The sequence below is a fragment of the Streptomyces poriferorum genome, from assembly GCF_019399235.1.
Lineage (GTDB): Bacteria > Actinomycetota > Actinomycetes > Streptomycetales > Streptomycetaceae > Streptomyces > Streptomyces poriferorum.
Genome location: NZ_JAELVH010000279.1, coordinates 1 through 16,252, shown reverse-complemented (window position 1 = coordinate 16,252; position 16,252 = coordinate 1). Strand labels below are relative to the sequence as shown.

The following is a 16,252-nucleotide window of genomic DNA, read 5'->3' as shown; positions in this document are numbered from 1 at the left end:
GGCGAGATCACCGACCGCGGCGGCATCGCGCTGGCCACCAGCGTCGACGCGTACGACATCACCGCCGACCCCAAGATGTTCACTCCCGAGGACAGCAAGGCGCCCGACGCGCCCCAGCAGGCCGCCGCCCTCCTGGCGCCGATCCTCGGCGTCGACGCGGCCGTTCTGACCAAGAAGCTGTCCAAGCCCAAGAGCCGCTACACGGTGCTGGCCCGCAGACAGACCCCGCAGGTCTGGACGCAGATCAAGGACCTCAAGTCCGTCTTCGCCGAGAAGGCCCAGAAGGACAAGGTGGCCGGCGGCGCCGGTGCCAATGTGCTGGCCGGCGTCTTCCAGGAGTCGACCACCAAGCGCGTCTACCCCAACGGCGGCCTCGCCGCCGGGATACTGGGTTACGTCAACGCCGAGGGCAAGGGCGCGGGCGGCCTCGAATCGAAGCTGGACAAGGAACTCGCGGGCGAGGACGGCACGATCAAGTACGCCCAGTCCGGCGGTCGCCGGGTGCCCACCGCGGGCACCAAGGAGGTGCCCGCCGTCGCCGGCTCCGACATCGAGCTGACCATCGACCGCGACATCCAGTGGGCGGCCCAGAAGGCCATCTCCGACCAGGTGGCGAAGTCCAAGGCCGACCGCGGCTACGTCGTCGTGCAGAACACCCGCACCGGCGAGGTCCTCGCCATGGCCAACGCGCCGGGCTTCGACCCCAACGACCTTTCGCAGGCCGACGCCGCCTCGCTGGGCAACGCGGCGCTCCAGGACGTGTACGAGCCCGGCTCCACCAGCAAGGTCATGTCGATGGCCGCCGTGCTGGAGGAGGGTGTCGCCACCCCGGGCACCCACGTCACGGTCCCCAACCGCCTGCACCGCGGTGACCGGCTCTTCAAGGACGACATCGACCACCCGACCTGGTACCTCACGCTCAACGGCGTACTCGCCAAGTCCAGCAACATCGGCACCATCCTGGCCACCGGACAGCTGGGCAGGACCCAGGCCCAGTCCAACAAGGTGCTCTACGACTACCTGCGCAAATTCGGCATCGGCTCACCGACCGGACTCGGCTACCCGGGCGAGACCGCCGGCATCCTCGCCAAGCCCCAGGACTGGTCGACCTCGCAGCAGTACACGATCCCGTTCGGCCAGGGACTCTCGCTCAACGCCATGCAGGCCGCCTCGATCTACTCGACGATCGCCAACGGCGGGGTCCGTGTCGAGCCGACCCTCGTCCGCGGCACCAAGGGCGCAGACGGCCGCTTCACCCCCGTCGAGGCACCCGAACAGACCAGGGTGGTGAGCGAGAAGACGGCCAAGACCCTGGCCAGCATGCTGGAGTCGGTCGTCGGTGACGAGGAGGGCACCGGAACGAAGGCCAAGATCCCCGGCTACCGCGTCGCGGGCAAGACCGGTACGGCCAACCGAGTCGATCCGGTACGCGGCGGCTATCACGGCTACACCGCCTCCTTCGCCGGTTTCGCCCCCGCCGACAACCCTCAGATCACCGTCTACTGCGCCGTTCAGAACCCCACCAAGGGCAGCTACTTCGGCGGCCAGATCTGCGGGCCCATCTACAAGCAGGTCATGGAATTCGCGCTGAAGACGCTGCAGACCGCACCCTCCGGCAGCGAGCCGGCCCGGCTGCCGGTGTCCTTCAAACCCGGCGAGTGAACTCGGGGAGACCCTCAGTGACAACCATCACCCCCGATCCAGGGAACCGGAACGGGAACCACCGCACCCCCGCCCCCTCACTTCGCGAGAGGCCGGGTGTGCCCGGTACGCTCACCGCCGTGCCCCACGCTGAACAGTCCCGAACCATCCAGAAGGACGCCCCTGTGAACTACCCGGGAGCGCCCCGCCCGGATCGGCTGCGGCCGATTTCCCTGGTCACGCTGGCGGCCCGGCTGGGAGTCGAACCGCCGGGCGACGGCGAAGTCACCGGCATCACGCACGACTCCCGGGCCGTGCGTCCCGGGGACGTCTACGCGGCCCTGCCCGGTGCCCGTCTGCACGGTGCCGACTTCACCGCCCAGGCCGCCGGTCTCGGCGCCGCCGCGATCCTCACCGACCCGGCGGGCGCCGAACGCGCCGCCGCCACCGGACTCCCGGTGCTGGTCGTCGAGGACCCGCGGGGCCGGATGGGCGAACTCGCCGCCGAGATCTACGGCCACCCCGGTACCGGCCTGCTCCAGATCGGAATCACCGGCACCTCCGGCAAGACCACGACGGCCTACCTCGTCGAGGGCGGCTTCCGCGGCGCCGGACGCGCCACCGGTCTCATCGGCACCGTGGAGATGCGGATCGGCGACGAGCGCATCAAGTCGGAGCGCACCACCCCCGAAGCCACCGACCTGCAGGCCTTGTTCGCCGTCATGCGCGAACGCGGCGCCGACGCGGTGACGATGGAGGTCTCCAGCCATGCCCTGGTGCTCGGCCGGGTCGACGGCTGCGTCTTCGACGTCGCGGTCTTCAACAACCTCAGCCCGGAACACATGGAGTTCCACTCCGGCATGGAGGACTACTTCCAGGCCAAGGCGCGGCTGTTCACCCCGCAGCGCAGCAGGCAGGGTGTCGTCAACTACGACGACGAGTACGGCCGCCGTCTGATCACCGAAGCCTCCGTTCCGGTCACCACCTTCTCCGCCGAGGGCCACCCGGACGCCGACTGGCGTGCCGAGGACGTCGAGGTGGGCCAGCTCGGCTCCACCTTCACCGTCGTCGGGCCCAAGGGCGAGCGGGCCGCCGCCGAGGCGCCGCTGCCCGGCCCGTTCAACGTCGCCAACACCCTCGCCGCGATCGTCACCCTCGCCGTCGCGGGCATCGACCTCCAGACCGCCGCCGACGGCGTCGCCGCGGTGCCCGGGGTGCCCGGCCGGCTGGAGCGGGTCGACGCCGGACAGCCGTACCTCGCACTCGTCGACTACGCGCACAAGACCGACGCCGTCGAGTCGGTGCTGCGCTCCCTGCAGAAGGTCACCGAGGGCAAGGTGCACATCGTCCTCGGCTGCGGCGGCGACCGCGACACCACCAAACGCGGCCCGATGGGCGCGGCAGCGGCCCGGCTCGCCGACACCGCCGTACTGACCTCGGACAACCCCCGCTCCGAGGACCCCCTCGGCATCCTCGCCGCCATGCTCGCCGGTGCCGCCGAAGTGCCCGTGCACGAACGCGGTGACGTCCTGGTCGACGCCGACCGGGCCGCCGCCATCGCGGCCGCCGTCGGACGCGCAGGCCCCGGGGACACCGTGCTGATCGCCGGCAAGGGGCACGAGCAGGGCCAGGACGTCCACGGAGTGGTGCGCCCCTTCGACGACCGGGTGGTCCTGCGCAAGGCCATCGAGCGGTCCCTGGGACACGAGAACGCCACCCACCGTGCCCCCACCCACGAGAACAACAGTCAGGGATGACCAAGTGATCGCCCTTTCCCTCGCCGAGATCGCCGAAATCGTCGGCGGGCAGTCGTACGACATACCGGATCCGGCCGTAACCGTCAGCGGGCCCGTCGTGATCGACTCCCGGGAGGTGAAGCAAGGCAGCCTCTTCGTCGCGTTCGCCGGCGAACGCGTCGACGGCCACGACTACGCGCAGCGCGCCGTCGAGGCGGGCGCGGCAGTCGTCCTGGCCGCCCGCCCCGTCGGCGTTCCCGCGATCGTCGTGGACGACGTGGTGGCGGCGCTCGGCGCGCTCGCCCGCACCGTCGTCGGCCGCCTCGGCACCACCGTCGTCGCCCTCACCGGATCGGCCGGCAAGACCTCCACCAAGGACCTGATCGCCCAGCTCCTGGAGCGCAAGGGCCCGACCGTCTACCCGGCCGGCAACCTCAACAACGAGATCGGTCTGCCGCTCACCGCACTGCGCGCCACCGAGGAGACCCAGCACCTGGTCCTCGAAATGGGTGCCCGCTACATCGGCGACATCTGCTACCTCACCGGACTCGTCCCGCCGCGCATCGGCCTCGTCCTCAACGTCGGCAGCGCCCACATCGGCGAGTTCGGCGGGAAGGAGCAGATCGCTCAGGCCAAGGGCGAGATGGTCGAGTCCCTCCCCGAGGACGGCCTCGCCGTCCTCAACGCCGACGACCCGCTCGTTCGCGCCATGACCTCCCGGACCAAGGCCCGGGTACTGCTCTTCGGCGAAGCCGCGGATGCGGACGTACGGGGTGAGAACGTCCGTCTCACCGAGGACGGCCGCCCCTCGTTCAGGCTTCACACACCCACCGGGTGCAGTGACGTGACCATGCGCCTGTACGGTGAGCACCACGTGTCGAACGCGCTCGCCGCGGCCGCCGTCGCCCATGAGCTGGGCCTGTCCGCAGACGAGATCGCCGTGGCGCTCTCCGAGTCGGGCACCCTCTCCCGCTGGCGCATGGAGGTCACCGAGCGTCCGGACGGCGTGACGTTCGTCAATGACGCCTACAACGCCAACCCCGAATCCATGAAGGCCGCGCTGCGCGCGCTGGCCGCCATGGGGAAGGGGCGTCGTACGTGGGCGGTGCTCGGCCAGATGGCCGAGCTCGGCGACGCCTCGCTCACCGAGCACGACGCGGTCGGACGGCTTGTCGTCCGGCTCAACGTCAGCAAGCTCGTCGCGGTCGGGGGCAGAGAAGCCTCCTGGCTGCAACTGGGCGCATACAACGAGGGTTCGTGGGGTGAGGAGTCGGTGCATGTGTCCGACGCACAGGCTGCCGTCGACCTGTTGCGCAGTGAACTGCGCCCGGGAGACGTCGTGCTGGTGAAGGCGTCCCGGTCGGTCGGCCTGGAGCAGGTCGTTACGGCACTGCTGGGGAACGCGACCGAGGGCGAGGTCGCCGCCCGATGAGGCAGATCCTCTTCGCAGGGGCCATCGGGCTCTTCCTGACCCTGGTCGGTACCCCGCTGCTCATCAAGCTGCTGGCCCGCAAGGGATACGGGCAGTTCATCCGGGACGACGGTCCGCGCAGCCACGGATCGAAGAAGGGCACGCCCACCATGGGCGGCATCGCCTTCATCCTGGCGACGATCATCGCGTACGTCCTGGCCAAGGTGATCACCGGCGAGGACATGCGCTTCTCCGGCGTACTGGTCCTCTTCCTGATGACCGGCATGGGAATCGTCGGCTTCCTCGACGACTACATCAAGATCGTCAAGCAGCGTTCGCTGGGCCTGCGGGCCAAGGCCAAGATGGCCGGCCAGCTGATCGTCGGCATCGCCTTCGCGGTGCTCTCGCTCCAGTTCGCCGACGCCCGCGGCAACACCCCCGCCTCCACCAAGCTCTCGTTCGTCGAGGACTTCGGCTGGTCGATCGGCCCGGTGCTGTTCGTGGTCTGGGCGCTCTTCATGATTCTCGCCATGTCCAACGGCGTGAACCTGACGGACGGTCTGGACGGCCTGGCCACCGGCGCGTCGGTGATGGTCTTCGGCGCGTACACGTTCATCGGGCTCTGGCAGTTCCAGGAGTCCTGCGCCAACGCGGCCACCCTCACCAATCCGAGCGCCTGCTTCGTGGTGCGAGATCCGCTCGACCTCGCGGTCGTCGCCTCCGCACTCATGGGTTCCTGCTTCGGCTTCCTGTGGTGGAACACCTCGCCCGCCAAGATCTTCATGGGTGACACCGGTTCGCTGGCCCTCGGCGGCGCGCTCGCCGGACTGGCGATCTGCTCCCGTACCGAGTTCCTGATGGCAGTGCTCGGCGGCCTCTTCGTGATGATCACGATGTCCGTCGTCATCCAGGTCGGCTCGTTCAAGATGACCGGCAAGCGCGTCTTCCGGATGGCACCGCTCCAGCACCACTTCGAACTCAAGGGGTGGTCCGAAGTCCTTGTCGTGGTCCGCTTCTGGATCATCCAGGGCATGTGCGTGATCGTCGGCCTCGGCCTCTTCTACGCAGGATGGGCAGCCAAGAAGTGAGCAACGTGGACTGGCAGGGCAAGCACGTCACGGTCGCCGGACTCGGAGTCTCCGGGATCCCGGCGGCCCGGGTGCTGCACGGCCTCGGCGCCGTCGTCACCGTCGTCAACGACGGGGACGACGAGCGCTCCCGCGGTCAGGCCGCGGAGCTGGAGGCGCAGGGCATCGCCGTGCGCCTCGGCGACGGGGCCACCCTGCCGGAGTCCACCGAGCTCATCGTCACCACCCCGGGCTGGAAGCCCGACAAGCCGCTCTTCACCGCGGCCGCCGAGGCGGGCGTCCCGGTCTGGGGCGACGTCGAACTCGCCTGGCGGCTGCGCGGCAGGGACGGCCGCGAACCAGCACCCTGGCTCGCGGTCACCGGCACCAACGGCAAGACCACGACCGTACGGATGCTCGCCTCGATCCTGGAGGCCGCCGGGCTGCGCACCGCCGCCGTCGGCAACATCGGGGTCTCGCTCCTGGACGCGGTCCTCGGCGAGGAGACGTACGACGTCCTGGCCGTCGAGCTCTCCAGCTACCAGCTGCACTGGTCGCCCTCGCTGCGCGCCCACTCCGCGGCCGTCCTCAACCTGGCACCCGACCACCTGGACTGGCACGGCTCCATGGAGGCGTACGTCGCCGACAAGGGCCGGATCTACGAGGGCAACACCGTCGCCTGCGTCTACAACGTGGCGGACCCCGCCACCGAGGACCTGGTGCGCGAGGCGGACGTCGAGGAGGGCTGCCGGGCGATCGGCTTCACCCTCGGCACTCCCGGGCCCTCCCAGCTCGGGGTCGTCGACGGCATCCTCGTCGACCGCGCCTTCGTGACGAACCGGCAGAAGAACGCCCAGGAGCTCGCCGAGGTCGCGGACGTCAACCCGCCCGCCCCGCACAACATCGCCAACGCCCTCGCGGCCGCGGCACTGGCCCGCGCCTTCGGCGTGGAGCCCGCCGCCGTCCGCGACGGGCTGCGCGCCTTCCGCCCCGACCCGCACCGCATCGAGCACGTCGCGGACGTCGCAGGGGTGGCGTACATCGACGACTCCAAGGCCACCAACACCCACGCCGCCGAGGCCTCCCTGGCCGCCTACGACCCGATCGTCTGGATCGCCGGCGGACTGGCCAAGGGCGCCACCTTCGACGAGCTGGTGACCGGGTGCGCGGGACGTCTGCGGGGCGTCGTGCTGATGGGCGCCGACCGGGCCGTCATCCGCGAAGCCCTCACGCGACACGCGCCCGAGGTCCCGGTGACCGACCTCGACCGGACCGACACTGGGGCGATGTACGAGGCGGTCCGCGAGGCGGCACGGCTCGCCCGGCCGGGAGACACCGTACTGATGGCTCCCGCCTGCGCCTCGATGGACATGTTCGTCAATTACAACAAGCGGGGCGAGGCCTTCGCGGACGCCGTCCGCACGCTCGCCGCCGAGAGCGCCTGACGGGCCCGGCCTCCGCGCCGTACGGTCCCGGAGCACCCGGGTACGTACGGCTGTACCGGGGGCCCGGGGCCCCGGCACCGAAGCCCCGGGCACGAGCAGTGGAGGGGACAGGGACCATGCCGGCCGAAGAGAGCTCTGCCGCACGCCGCGGGGACCGCTCACGGGCGAGCTCCGCGATCAGCCGGGCGCTCCATCCACCCCTCCTCGCCGCCGGGGGCGCACCGCTCCCCGCCGGACTCGCGCTGCGCGTCAGGCCGGCCGCCGGCTCCCGACGGCCCCCCGTGGCGCGCTCCAGGACCTCCGGCGGGCCCCGTTCGCCCCGGGGCGGGGGAGCGCGGCGCCTGTACGAGCAGGCGCGCCGGGCGTGGGACCGCCCGCTGACCGCGTACTACCTGATCCTGGGCGCCGGACTGCTCATCACCGTGCTCGGCCTGGTGATGGTCTACTCGGCCTCGATGATCAAGGCGCTGGAGCTCGACAAGCCGGGCACGTACTTCTTCCGCAAGCAGTTCCTCGCCGCCGTCATCGGGGCCGGACTGATGGCGGCCGCCGCCCGGATGCCCGTGAAGCTGCACCGGGCCCTGTCCTACCCCCTGCTGATGGGCGCCGTCTTCCTGATGGTGCTGGTCCAGGTGCCGGGGATAGGGATGTCGGTCAACGGCAACCGGAACTGGCTCTACCTGGGCGGCCCCTTCCAGCTCCAGCCCAGCGAGTTCGGCAAGCTGGCCCTCGTCCTGTGGGGGGCCGACCTGCTCGCCCGCAAACAGGACAAACGGCTGCTGACCCAGTGGAAGCACATGCTCGTGCCCCTGGTCCCGGTCGCCTTCATGCTGCTCGGGCTGATCATGCTCGGCGGTGACATGGGCACTGCGATCATTCTCACGGCCATCCTGTTCGGACTGCTCTGGCTGGCCGGAGCCCCGACCCGGCTGTTCGCCGGAGTGCTCGCCTCCGCCGGCCTGATCGCCTTCCTGCTGATCAAGACCAGCCCGAACCGGATGTCCCGCCTGGACTGCATGGGGGCCAGCGAACCGGGCCCCGGCGGCTCGTGCTGGCAGGCCGTGCACGGTATCTACGCTCTGGCGTCCGGTGGATGGTTCGGATCCGGGCTCGGTGCAAGTGTGGAAAAATGGGGTCAACTGCCCGAACCACACACCGACTTCATCTTCGCCATCACCGGGGAGGAACTCGGGTTGGCGGGGACGCTGTCGGTACTCGCCCTGTTCGCGGCTCTAGGCTATGCGGGTATCCGCGTGGCCGGACGCACGGAGGACCCCTTCGTGAGGTACGCAGCGGGAGGTGTGACCACCTGGATCACGGCCCAGGCCGTGATCAACATCGGTGCGGTGCTCGGCCTGCTGCCGATCGCCGGTGTCCCGCTCCCGCTGTTCTCCTACGGGGGGTCGGCCCTGCTGCCGACCATGTTCGCCGTCGGGCTGCTGATCGCGTTCGCGCGAGCGGATCCGGCGGCGAAGGCGGCCCTGGCCATGCGGAGGCCCGGGGTGAGATGGAAGACGATGAGACGGCGCGTCAAGAAGCGTCCGTCCGGAGAGCGGTGAATTTCGGTGCATGTCGTACTCGCCGGTGGGGGGACCGCCGGCCACATCGAGCCCGCGCTTGCCCTCGCGGACGCACTGCGGAGGCAGGACCCGAGCGTGGGAATCACCGCTCTCGGCACGGAGCGCGGACTCGAGACCAGGCTCGTACCCGAGCGGGGGTACGAACTCGCCCTGATCCCGGCCGTACCGCTGCCGCGCAAACCCACCCCTGAACTCATCACCGTCCCGGGCAGGCTGCGCGGCACCATCAAGGCCGCCGAGCAGATCCTGGAACGCACCAAGGCGGACTGTGTGGTCGGCTTCGGCGGCTACGTGGCGCTGCCCGGCTATCTCGCGGCCAAGCGCGCCGGAGTGCCGATCGTGGTCCACGAGGCCAACGCCCGGCCGGGCCTGGCCAACAAGATCGGTTCGCGGTACGCGCACGGGGTCGCCGTCTCCACCCCCGACAGCAAGCTCCGTGGTGCCCGCTACATCGGCATCCCGCTGCGCCGCACCATCGCGACCCTGGACCGGGCCCGGGTCCGTCCCGAGGCGCGTGCCGCCTTCGGGCTCGACCCGAACCTGCCGACGCTGCTGGTCTCCGGCGGCTCGCAGGGCGCCCGCCACCTCAACGAGGTGGTCCAGCGCGTCGCACCGCTGCTCCAGCGCTCCGGAATCCAGATCCTGCACGTGGTCGGCCCGAAGAACGAAATGCCGCGCGTCGACAACATGCCCGGGATGCCGCCCTACATCCCGGTACCGTACGTGGACCGGATGGACCTCGCGTACGCCGCGGCCGACATGATGCTCTGCCGCGCGGGCGCGATGACCGTCGCCGAACTCTCCGCCGTCGGGCTGCCCGCCGCCTACGTCCCGTTGCCGATCGGCAACGGCGAACAGCGGCTCAACGCCCAGCCGGTGGTCAACGCCGGCGGCGGACTGCTGGTGGACGACGCGGCGCTCACCCCCGAGTGGGTGCAGGGCAACGTCCTTCCGGTGCTGTCGGATCCGCACCGGCTGTACGAAATGTCCCGAGCCGCCGCCGAGTTCGGCCGCCGGGACGCCGACGATCTGCTGGTCGGCATGGTGTACGAGGCGATCGCCGCACGCCGAGGCGCGTGAGGCGGACGGGTCCGGGGGCGGCGCCCCCGGACCCGGCATAAGGAGCGAGCGTGGCCGGACCGACGACCGCCCAGCGCGGTACAGGGCAGCAGAAGGAGACCCGGGACCGCTCACCGCGCCCACGGGTCCAGGGGCACCGGATGTCCCGGCGCACGCTCCTGATCGTGATCGCCGCGGCCGTGCTGCTGCTCGGCTCCGGCGCCGTCTGGGCGCTCTACGGCTCCTCCTGGCTCCGCGCCGAGCAGGTCCGGATCACCGGCGTCGACGTGCTGACACCCGCCGAGGTGGAGGCCGCCGCGGCGGTGCCGATGGGTGCCCCGCTGATCTCCGTCGACACGGACGCCGTCGCCGAGCGGTTGCGCCAGAAGTTGCCTCGTATCGACTCGGTGGATGTCGTACGGTCATGGCCGCACGGCATCGGACTTAAAGTGACCGAACGACAGCCGGTTCTGTTGGTGAAGAAGGGCGCGAAGTTCATCGAAGTGGACGCCGAGGGCGTGCGCTTCGCGACGGTGGACAAGGCTCCCGGGCAGGTACCCCTGCTGGAACTGACACCCGGCCGGTCCGCGAGCCAGCGCCGGTTCGGCAGCGAGCGACTGGTGCGGGAAGCGGTCCGGGTGGCGGGCGATCTTCCGGACGGGGTCGCCGGGGAAACGAGGGTCGTGCGAGTCATCTCGTACGATTCGGTCTCCCTGGGACTCACCGGGAACCGCACCGTGATCTGGGGGAGCAGTGAAGAAGGTGTGGTGAAGGCGAAAGTCCTCACCGCTCTCATGAAAGCTGCTCCCAAAGCAGGACACTTCGACGTGAGTGCGCCCACCGCTCCGGCAGTGTCGGGTAGTTGACGCACATTTGGCCTGGCCAGCACCCTGGTTGGTCAGCGCTACGGGTGATCACATAGGGTGAAAAGAAAAACGGGAGGTTCGGCGTGTTCGTTGAACGTGCGCCACTTGTCGACTTAGTGTCCTGTTCGGAAGAGTCCATGAAGCAGACACACTGGTAACCCTAAACTTCAAGGTTAGGGTTTGGGTCGGCGTTCGGACCGTCCCAATCGGCATCCGTCGTCGCGGCGGGACTACCGCCAAGCGACGACATGTAACTCGAGGCGAGAGGCCTTCGACGTGGCAGCACCGCAGAACTACCTCGCAGTCATCAAGGTCATCGGTGTCGGCGGCGGTGGTGTCAATGCCATCAACCGAATGATCGAGGTCGGTCTCAAGGGCGTCGAGTTCATCGCGATCAACACGGATGCGCAAGCCCTGTTGATGAGCGACGCCGACGTCAAGCTCGACGTCGGCCGTGAACTCACCCGCGGCCTCGGCGCCGGGGCGAACCCGGCCGTCGGTCGTAAGGCGGCAGAGGACCACCGTGAAGAGATCGAGGAGGTCCTCAAGGGGGCCGACATGGTCTTCGTCACCGCAGGAGAAGGCGGCGGCACCGGCACCGGTGGCGCACCCGTCGTCGCCAACATCGCGCGCTCGCTCGGCGCCCTGACGATCGGTGTGGTCACCCGGCCGTTCACCTTCGAGGGCCGGCGTCGCGCGAACCAGGCGGAGGACGGCATCGCCGAACTCCGCGAAGAGGTCGACACCCTCATCGTCATTCCCAACGACCGGTTGCTGTCCATCTCGGACCGCCAGGTCAGCGTGCTCGACGCGTTCAAGTCGGCCGACCAGGTACTGCTCTCGGGCGTCCAGGGCATCACCGACCTCATCACCACCCCGGGTCTGATCAACCTCGACTTCGCCGACGTCAAGTCGGTCATGTCCGAGGCCGGATCGGCACTCATGGGCATCGGCTCGGCCCGCGGCGACGACCGCGCGGTGGCCGCCGCGGAGATGGCGATCTCCTCGCCGCTCCTGGAGGCGTCCATCGACGGCGCCCGCGGTGTCCTGCTCTCCATCTCCGGCGGCAGCGACCTCGGTCTCTTCGAGATCAACGAGGCAGCGCAGCTGGTGAGCGAGGCGGCGCACCCCGAGGCGAACATCATCTTCGGCGCGGTCATCGACGACGCGCTGGGCGACGAGGTACGGGTCACCGTGATCGCGGCGGGATTCGACGGCGGACAGCCCCCGGCCCGCCGGGAGAACGTCCTGGGCGCGAACTCGGCCAAGCGCGAGGAGTCGGCTCCGCCGGTCCGGGCCGCCGAGCCCGTGCGCCAGAACAGCGGACTGGGTTCCGTGCCCACGCGCGAGGAGCCCCCGGTCCAGGCCGAGCCGGTTCCGGTGGCGCACGAGAGCCACCTTCCGCCGGTCGCCCCGCCGCACGTCCCGCCGGCCCGTCCCTACCAGGACTCCCAGGCCGAAGAGCTGGACGTTCCGGACTTCTTGAAGTGATAGGTCCGCAACACGCAGTGAGTCACAAGGATTCTGTTTCTTCGGACGGCGGCGCTCACTTCTCCTTCACCGACAGGTGGGGCGGGGTGAGCGCCGCTCCGTACGCGGAGCTCAATCTCGGCGGTGCGGTCGGTGACGACCCCGCCGCCGTCCTGGCCAACCGGGAGCGGGCCGCCCGGGCCCGCGGATTCGATCCGGCGCAGGTCGTCTGGATGAACCAGGTGCACGGCCGGGACGTCGCCGTCGTCGAAGGACCCTGGGGTGACACCCGCGAGATTCCCGCCGTGGACGCGGTGGTGACCGCGCGACGCGGACTCCCGCTCGCCGTCCTCACCGCCGACTGCACCCCCGTACTGCTTGCCGATCCGGTCGCCGGAATCGTCGCAGCAGCACATGCGGGCCGTCCCGGTCTGGTCGCGGGAGTCGTACCCGCCGCGGTCGCGGCCATGGTCTCGCTCGGCGCGGAACCCTCCCGGATCACCGCCCGCACCGGGCCGGCCGTCTGTGGCCGGTGCTACGAGGTGCCGGCCGGAATGCGGGACGAGGTCGCGGCGGTCGTTCCCGCCTCGTGGTCCGAGACCAGTTGGGGCACCCCGGCGGTGGACGTCACTGCCGGAGTCCACGCACAACTGGCGGACCTCGGCGTCACCGACCGGCAGACCTCGGCCTTCTGCACCCTCGAATCGGGCGATCACTTCTCGTACCGACGCGACCGCACCACCGGGCGGCTCGCCGGATATGTCTGGCTGGACGGATAGGGCATGACGGAGCGTAAGGCACAACTCACAGCAAATCTCGCGCAGGTGGAGGAACGCATTGTTTCCGCCTGTGCGGCCGCCGGTCGCAAACGGGAAGAGGTGACCCTCATCGTGGTCACCAAGACCTACCCCGCGAGTGATGTGCGGGTCCTGAACGAACTCGGTGTGCGCCATGTCGCGGAGAATCGTGACCAGGACGCGGCCCCCAAGGCCACCGAATGTGCGGATCTGTCCCTCACATGGCACTTTGTCGGTCAGTTGCAGACGAACAAGGTCCGATCCGTGGCGAGTTATGCCGATGTCGTGCAGTCGGTGGACCGTACGAAGCTGGTGACCGCTCTCTCCGTCGCGGCCGGCCGCGGCGGGCGCGAACTCGGGTGCCTCATCCAGGTCGCGCTCGACGCGGAGAGCGGGGAGCGGGGGGAGCGCGGCGGTGTCGCGCCCGACGGGATCGCGGAGTTGGCCGACGCCGTCGCTGCCGCACCCGGACTGCGGCTGGACGGTCTGATGACCGTCGCGCCGCTCGCCGGGCCGTTCGCCGGCAGGCAACGCGCGGCGTTCGACCGGCTGATGGAATTCTCATCCCGGCTGCGCGGGAACCATCCGGCTGCGAACATGGTCTCTGCAGGGATGAGTGCGGACCTCGAGGACGCGGTTGCGGCCGGAGCGACACATGTGCGCGTCGGTACTGCGGTACTCGGAGTCCGACCCGGGCTCGGGTAACGTCGCCAAGCAAGTCGGACCACAGCAGAAAATATGGTCATTACCGCCTCTGGCGGGCAGGCCACAGTGGATCGCGGGCACTTGGTGACAGATGCCGATCCACCACAGAGCGGAGGACTCAGAGCATGGCCGGCGCGATGCGCAAGATGGCGGTCTACCTCGGCCTCGTGGAGGACGATGGGTACGACGGCCCGGGGTTCGACCCCGACGACGAATTCGAACCCGAGCCGGAGCCCGAGCGCGACCGGCGCCGGCACCAGCCCGCGCATCAGGTCGAGCGGGAACGGGACGAACCGGTACGAGTGGTGCAGCCTCCGGCGCAGCGGGAGCCGGTTCAGATTCCGGCGGAGAGAGAGCGACCCGCCCGAATCGCCCCCGTGGCATCCATCACACCTGAACGCCCGAACATGGAGAAGAACGCACCGGTGATCATGCCCAAGGTCGTGTCCGAGCGGGAGCCGTACCGCATCACCACGCTGCACCCCAGGACCTACAACGAGGCCCGTACCATCGGGGAACACTTCCGTGAGGGCACTCCGGTGATCATGAATCTCACGGAGATGGACGATACGGACGCGAAGCGACTTGTCGACTTTGCCGCGGGCCTCGTCTTCGGTCTTCATGGCAGCATTGAACGAGTGACGCAGAAGGTGTTCCTGTTGTCGCCTGCTAACGTCGATGTCACGGCGGAGGACAAGGCCCGCATCGCAGAGGGCGGATTCTTCAACCAGAGCTGAGAACACGACACCGGGAACGACCCGGCCGCAAGGCCGGAGCTACGAGAGCCAGGGGAGAGGGAAGCGCGAGGATGGGCGTCGCACAAAGTGTTGTCTACATCGCGTTGATGTGTTTCCTCATCGTGCTGATCTTCCGGCTGGTCATGGACTACGTCTTCCAGTTCGCACGTTCATGGCAGCCGGGCAAGCCGATGGTGGTCGTCCTTGAGGCCACCTACACGGTCACCGATCCACCGCTGAAGCTCCTGCGGCGGTTCATCCCGCCGCTGCGTCTCGGGGGCGTGGCACTCGACCTGTCCTTCTTCGTTCTGATGATCATCGTTTCCATCCTGATCAGCATCGTGACCAGGCTGTGAGCGATACGGTCCTGCCGACTGCCGACGACTACGTAGAGGTGAAGAAGAGATGCCGCTGACCCCCGAGGACGTGCGGAACAAGCAGTTCACGACGGTCCGCCTCCGAGAAGGCTATGACGAGGACGAGGTTGATGCCTTCCTCGACGAGGTCGAGTCCGAGCTGACCCGCCTGCTCCGTGAGAACGAGGACCTGCGCGCCAAGCTGGCCGCCGCCACGCGTGCCGCCGCGCAGAACCAGCAGCAGCAGGGTATGCGCAAGCCGGAGCCGCAGGACCGTCCCGGTGCGCCTGTGCCCGCCGCCATATCTGGTCCGCCGGTCCAGCAGCAGCAGCCCCCGCAGATGGGTCCGCCCCAGCTGCCCGGTGGTGCTCCTCAGCTGCCGGCCGGTCCCAGTGGCCACGGCCCCCAGGGTCCGCACGGCCCCGGTCCGCAGGGCCCGCACGGCCCCGGCCCGATGCAGGGCGGTCCCATGGGCGGACCGATGGGTGGCCCCATGGGCGGCCACAACCCGCAGCAGCAGCAGATGCAGCAGATGCAGCAGCAGCAGCCGCCGCAGATGCAGCAGCAGGGGCCCGGCGGCGACAGCGCCGCCCGTGTCCTCTCCCTGGCGCAGCAGACCGCCGACCAGGCGATCGCGGAGGCCCGTTCCGAGGCCAACAAGATCGTCGGTGAGGCGCGCAGCCGCGCCGAGGGCCTGGAGCGCGACGCGCGTGCCAAGGCGGACGCGCTGGAGCGGGACGCGCAGGAGAAGCACCGCGTGGCGATGGGCTCGCTGGAGTCGGCCCGCGCGACGCTGGAGCGCAAGGTCGAGGACTTGCGCGGCTTCGAGCGCGAGTACCGGACCCGTCTGAAGTCCTACCTGGAGAGCCAGCTGCGTCAGCTGGAGACCCAGGCCGACGACTCGCTGGCCCCGCCGCGGACGCCGGCTGCCGCTTCGCTGCCGCCGTCGCCCTCGCTGGCTCCGGCCGGTGCCGGTGCCGGTGCCATGGGTCACACCATGGGCGGCAACCACGGCGGTCACGGCAACCAGCAGATGGGCGGCAACCCGTCCATGGGCGGTGGGCCTTCGTACGGTGGCCAGCAGCAGATGTCGCCGGCGATGACCCAGCCGATGGCACCGGTGCGGCCGCAGGCGCCGCAGCCGATGCAGCAGGCGCCTTCGCCGATGCGCGGGTTCCTGATCGACGAGGACGACAACTGAGCGGTTCGCGCTCGCTGAGCGCGTAGCCGTCGGCAGGCTGAGGGCCGGGCCCCGGGGATTCCCCGGGGCCCGGCCCTTTTCCGTGGGCCCGTGCCGCCGGGGCCGCTGCGCGGGGCTTGCCCCCTGCCCGCCCCTTCCCGCAACCGGGCCTCCGCCCCGGACGCCGCGCCTCAATCGCCGG

General features: G+C 69.8%; 14 protein-coding genes. All 14 read left to right on the top strand.

From position 1 onward, the window contains the following. A partial coding sequence (locus JGS39_RS32690) for a peptidoglycan D,D-transpeptidase FtsI family protein (RefSeq protein ID WP_219573383.1) occupies positions 1 to 1,662 on the top strand: 1,662 nt, incomplete at its 5' end. A gap of 17 nt (positions 1,663 to 1,679) precedes the next feature. Next, entirely contained in the window at positions 1,680 to 3,398 is a 1,719-nt protein-coding gene (locus JGS39_RS32685) for a UDP-N-acetylmuramoyl-L-alanyl-D-glutamate--2,6-diaminopimelate ligase (protein ID WP_219573382.1), read from the top strand. 4 nt (positions 3,399 to 3,402) lie between these two features. Then, entirely contained in the window at positions 3,403 to 4,809 is a 1,407-nt protein-coding gene (locus JGS39_RS32680) for a UDP-N-acetylmuramoyl-tripeptide--D-alanyl-D-alanine ligase (protein WP_219573381.1), read from the top strand. Further along, positions 4,806 to 5,876, top strand: a complete 1,071-nt coding sequence (gene mraY / locus JGS39_RS32675) for a phospho-N-acetylmuramoyl-pentapeptide-transferase (protein WP_219573380.1) — start codon at positions 4,806 to 4,808, stop codon at positions 5,874 to 5,876. The genes JGS39_RS32680 and mraY overlap by 4 nt, the downstream gene beginning before the upstream one ends. Further along, positions 5,858 to 7,300: a UDP-N-acetylmuramoyl-L-alanine--D-glutamate ligase gene (gene murD / locus JGS39_RS32670; RefSeq protein ID WP_236064031.1), complete on the top strand. Its 1,443-nt coding sequence runs from the start codon at positions 5,858 to 5,860 to the stop codon at positions 7,298 to 7,300. The genes mraY and murD overlap by 19 nt, the downstream gene beginning before the upstream one ends. A 116-nt stretch (positions 7,301 to 7,416) precedes the next feature. Continuing rightward, positions 7,417 to 8,859, top strand: coding sequence for a putative lipid II flippase FtsW (gene ftsW, locus JGS39_RS32665; protein WP_219573379.1), 1,443 nt, complete (start codon positions 7,417 to 7,419; stop codon positions 8,857 to 8,859). A 6-nt stretch (positions 8,860 to 8,865) separates the two neighbouring features. Next, entirely contained in the window at positions 8,866 to 9,960 is a 1,095-nt protein-coding gene (murG, locus tag JGS39_RS32660; RefSeq protein ID WP_148017738.1) for an undecaprenyldiphospho-muramoylpentapeptide beta-N-acetylglucosaminyltransferase, read from the top strand. Between the two features lie 50 nt (positions 9,961 to 10,010). Next, on the top strand, positions 10,011 to 10,805 hold the full coding sequence (locus tag JGS39_RS32655; protein ID WP_219573378.1) for a cell division protein FtsQ/DivIB: 795 nt from the start codon (positions 10,011 to 10,013) through the stop codon (positions 10,803 to 10,805). Between the two features lie 276 nt (positions 10,806 to 11,081). Continuing rightward, positions 11,082 to 12,296, top strand: coding sequence for a cell division protein FtsZ (gene ftsZ, locus JGS39_RS32650; protein WP_219573377.1), 1,215 nt, complete (start codon positions 11,082 to 11,084; stop codon positions 12,294 to 12,296). Continuing rightward, positions 12,293 to 13,054 (top strand): peptidoglycan editing factor PgeF, encoded by a 762-nt coding sequence (gene pgeF, locus JGS39_RS32645; protein WP_219573376.1) that lies wholly within the window; start codon positions 12,293 to 12,295, stop codon positions 13,052 to 13,054. Before ftsZ ends, pgeF begins: the two co-directional genes overlap by 4 nt. Positions 13,055 to 13,057: 3 nt before the next feature. Then, positions 13,058 to 13,777 (top strand): YggS family pyridoxal phosphate-dependent enzyme, encoded by a 720-nt coding sequence (locus JGS39_RS32640; RefSeq protein WP_219573375.1) that lies wholly within the window; start codon positions 13,058 to 13,060, stop codon positions 13,775 to 13,777. 125 nt (positions 13,778 to 13,902) lie between these two features. Next, positions 13,903 to 14,514, top strand: coding sequence for a cell division protein SepF (locus tag JGS39_RS32635; RefSeq protein ID WP_136328319.1), 612 nt, complete (start codon positions 13,903 to 13,905; stop codon positions 14,512 to 14,514). Positions 14,515 to 14,585: 71 nt separating this feature from the next. After that, complete coding sequence (locus JGS39_RS32630) at positions 14,586 to 14,870, top strand: YggT family protein (protein WP_136328318.1); 285 nt, start codon at positions 14,586 to 14,588, stop codon at positions 14,868 to 14,870. 49 nt (positions 14,871 to 14,919) lie between these two features. Next, positions 14,920 to 16,071, top strand: coding sequence for a DivIVA domain-containing protein (locus tag JGS39_RS32625; protein ID WP_219573374.1), 1,152 nt, complete (start codon positions 14,920 to 14,922; stop codon positions 16,069 to 16,071). Positions 16,072 to 16,252 lie beyond the last annotated feature (181 nt).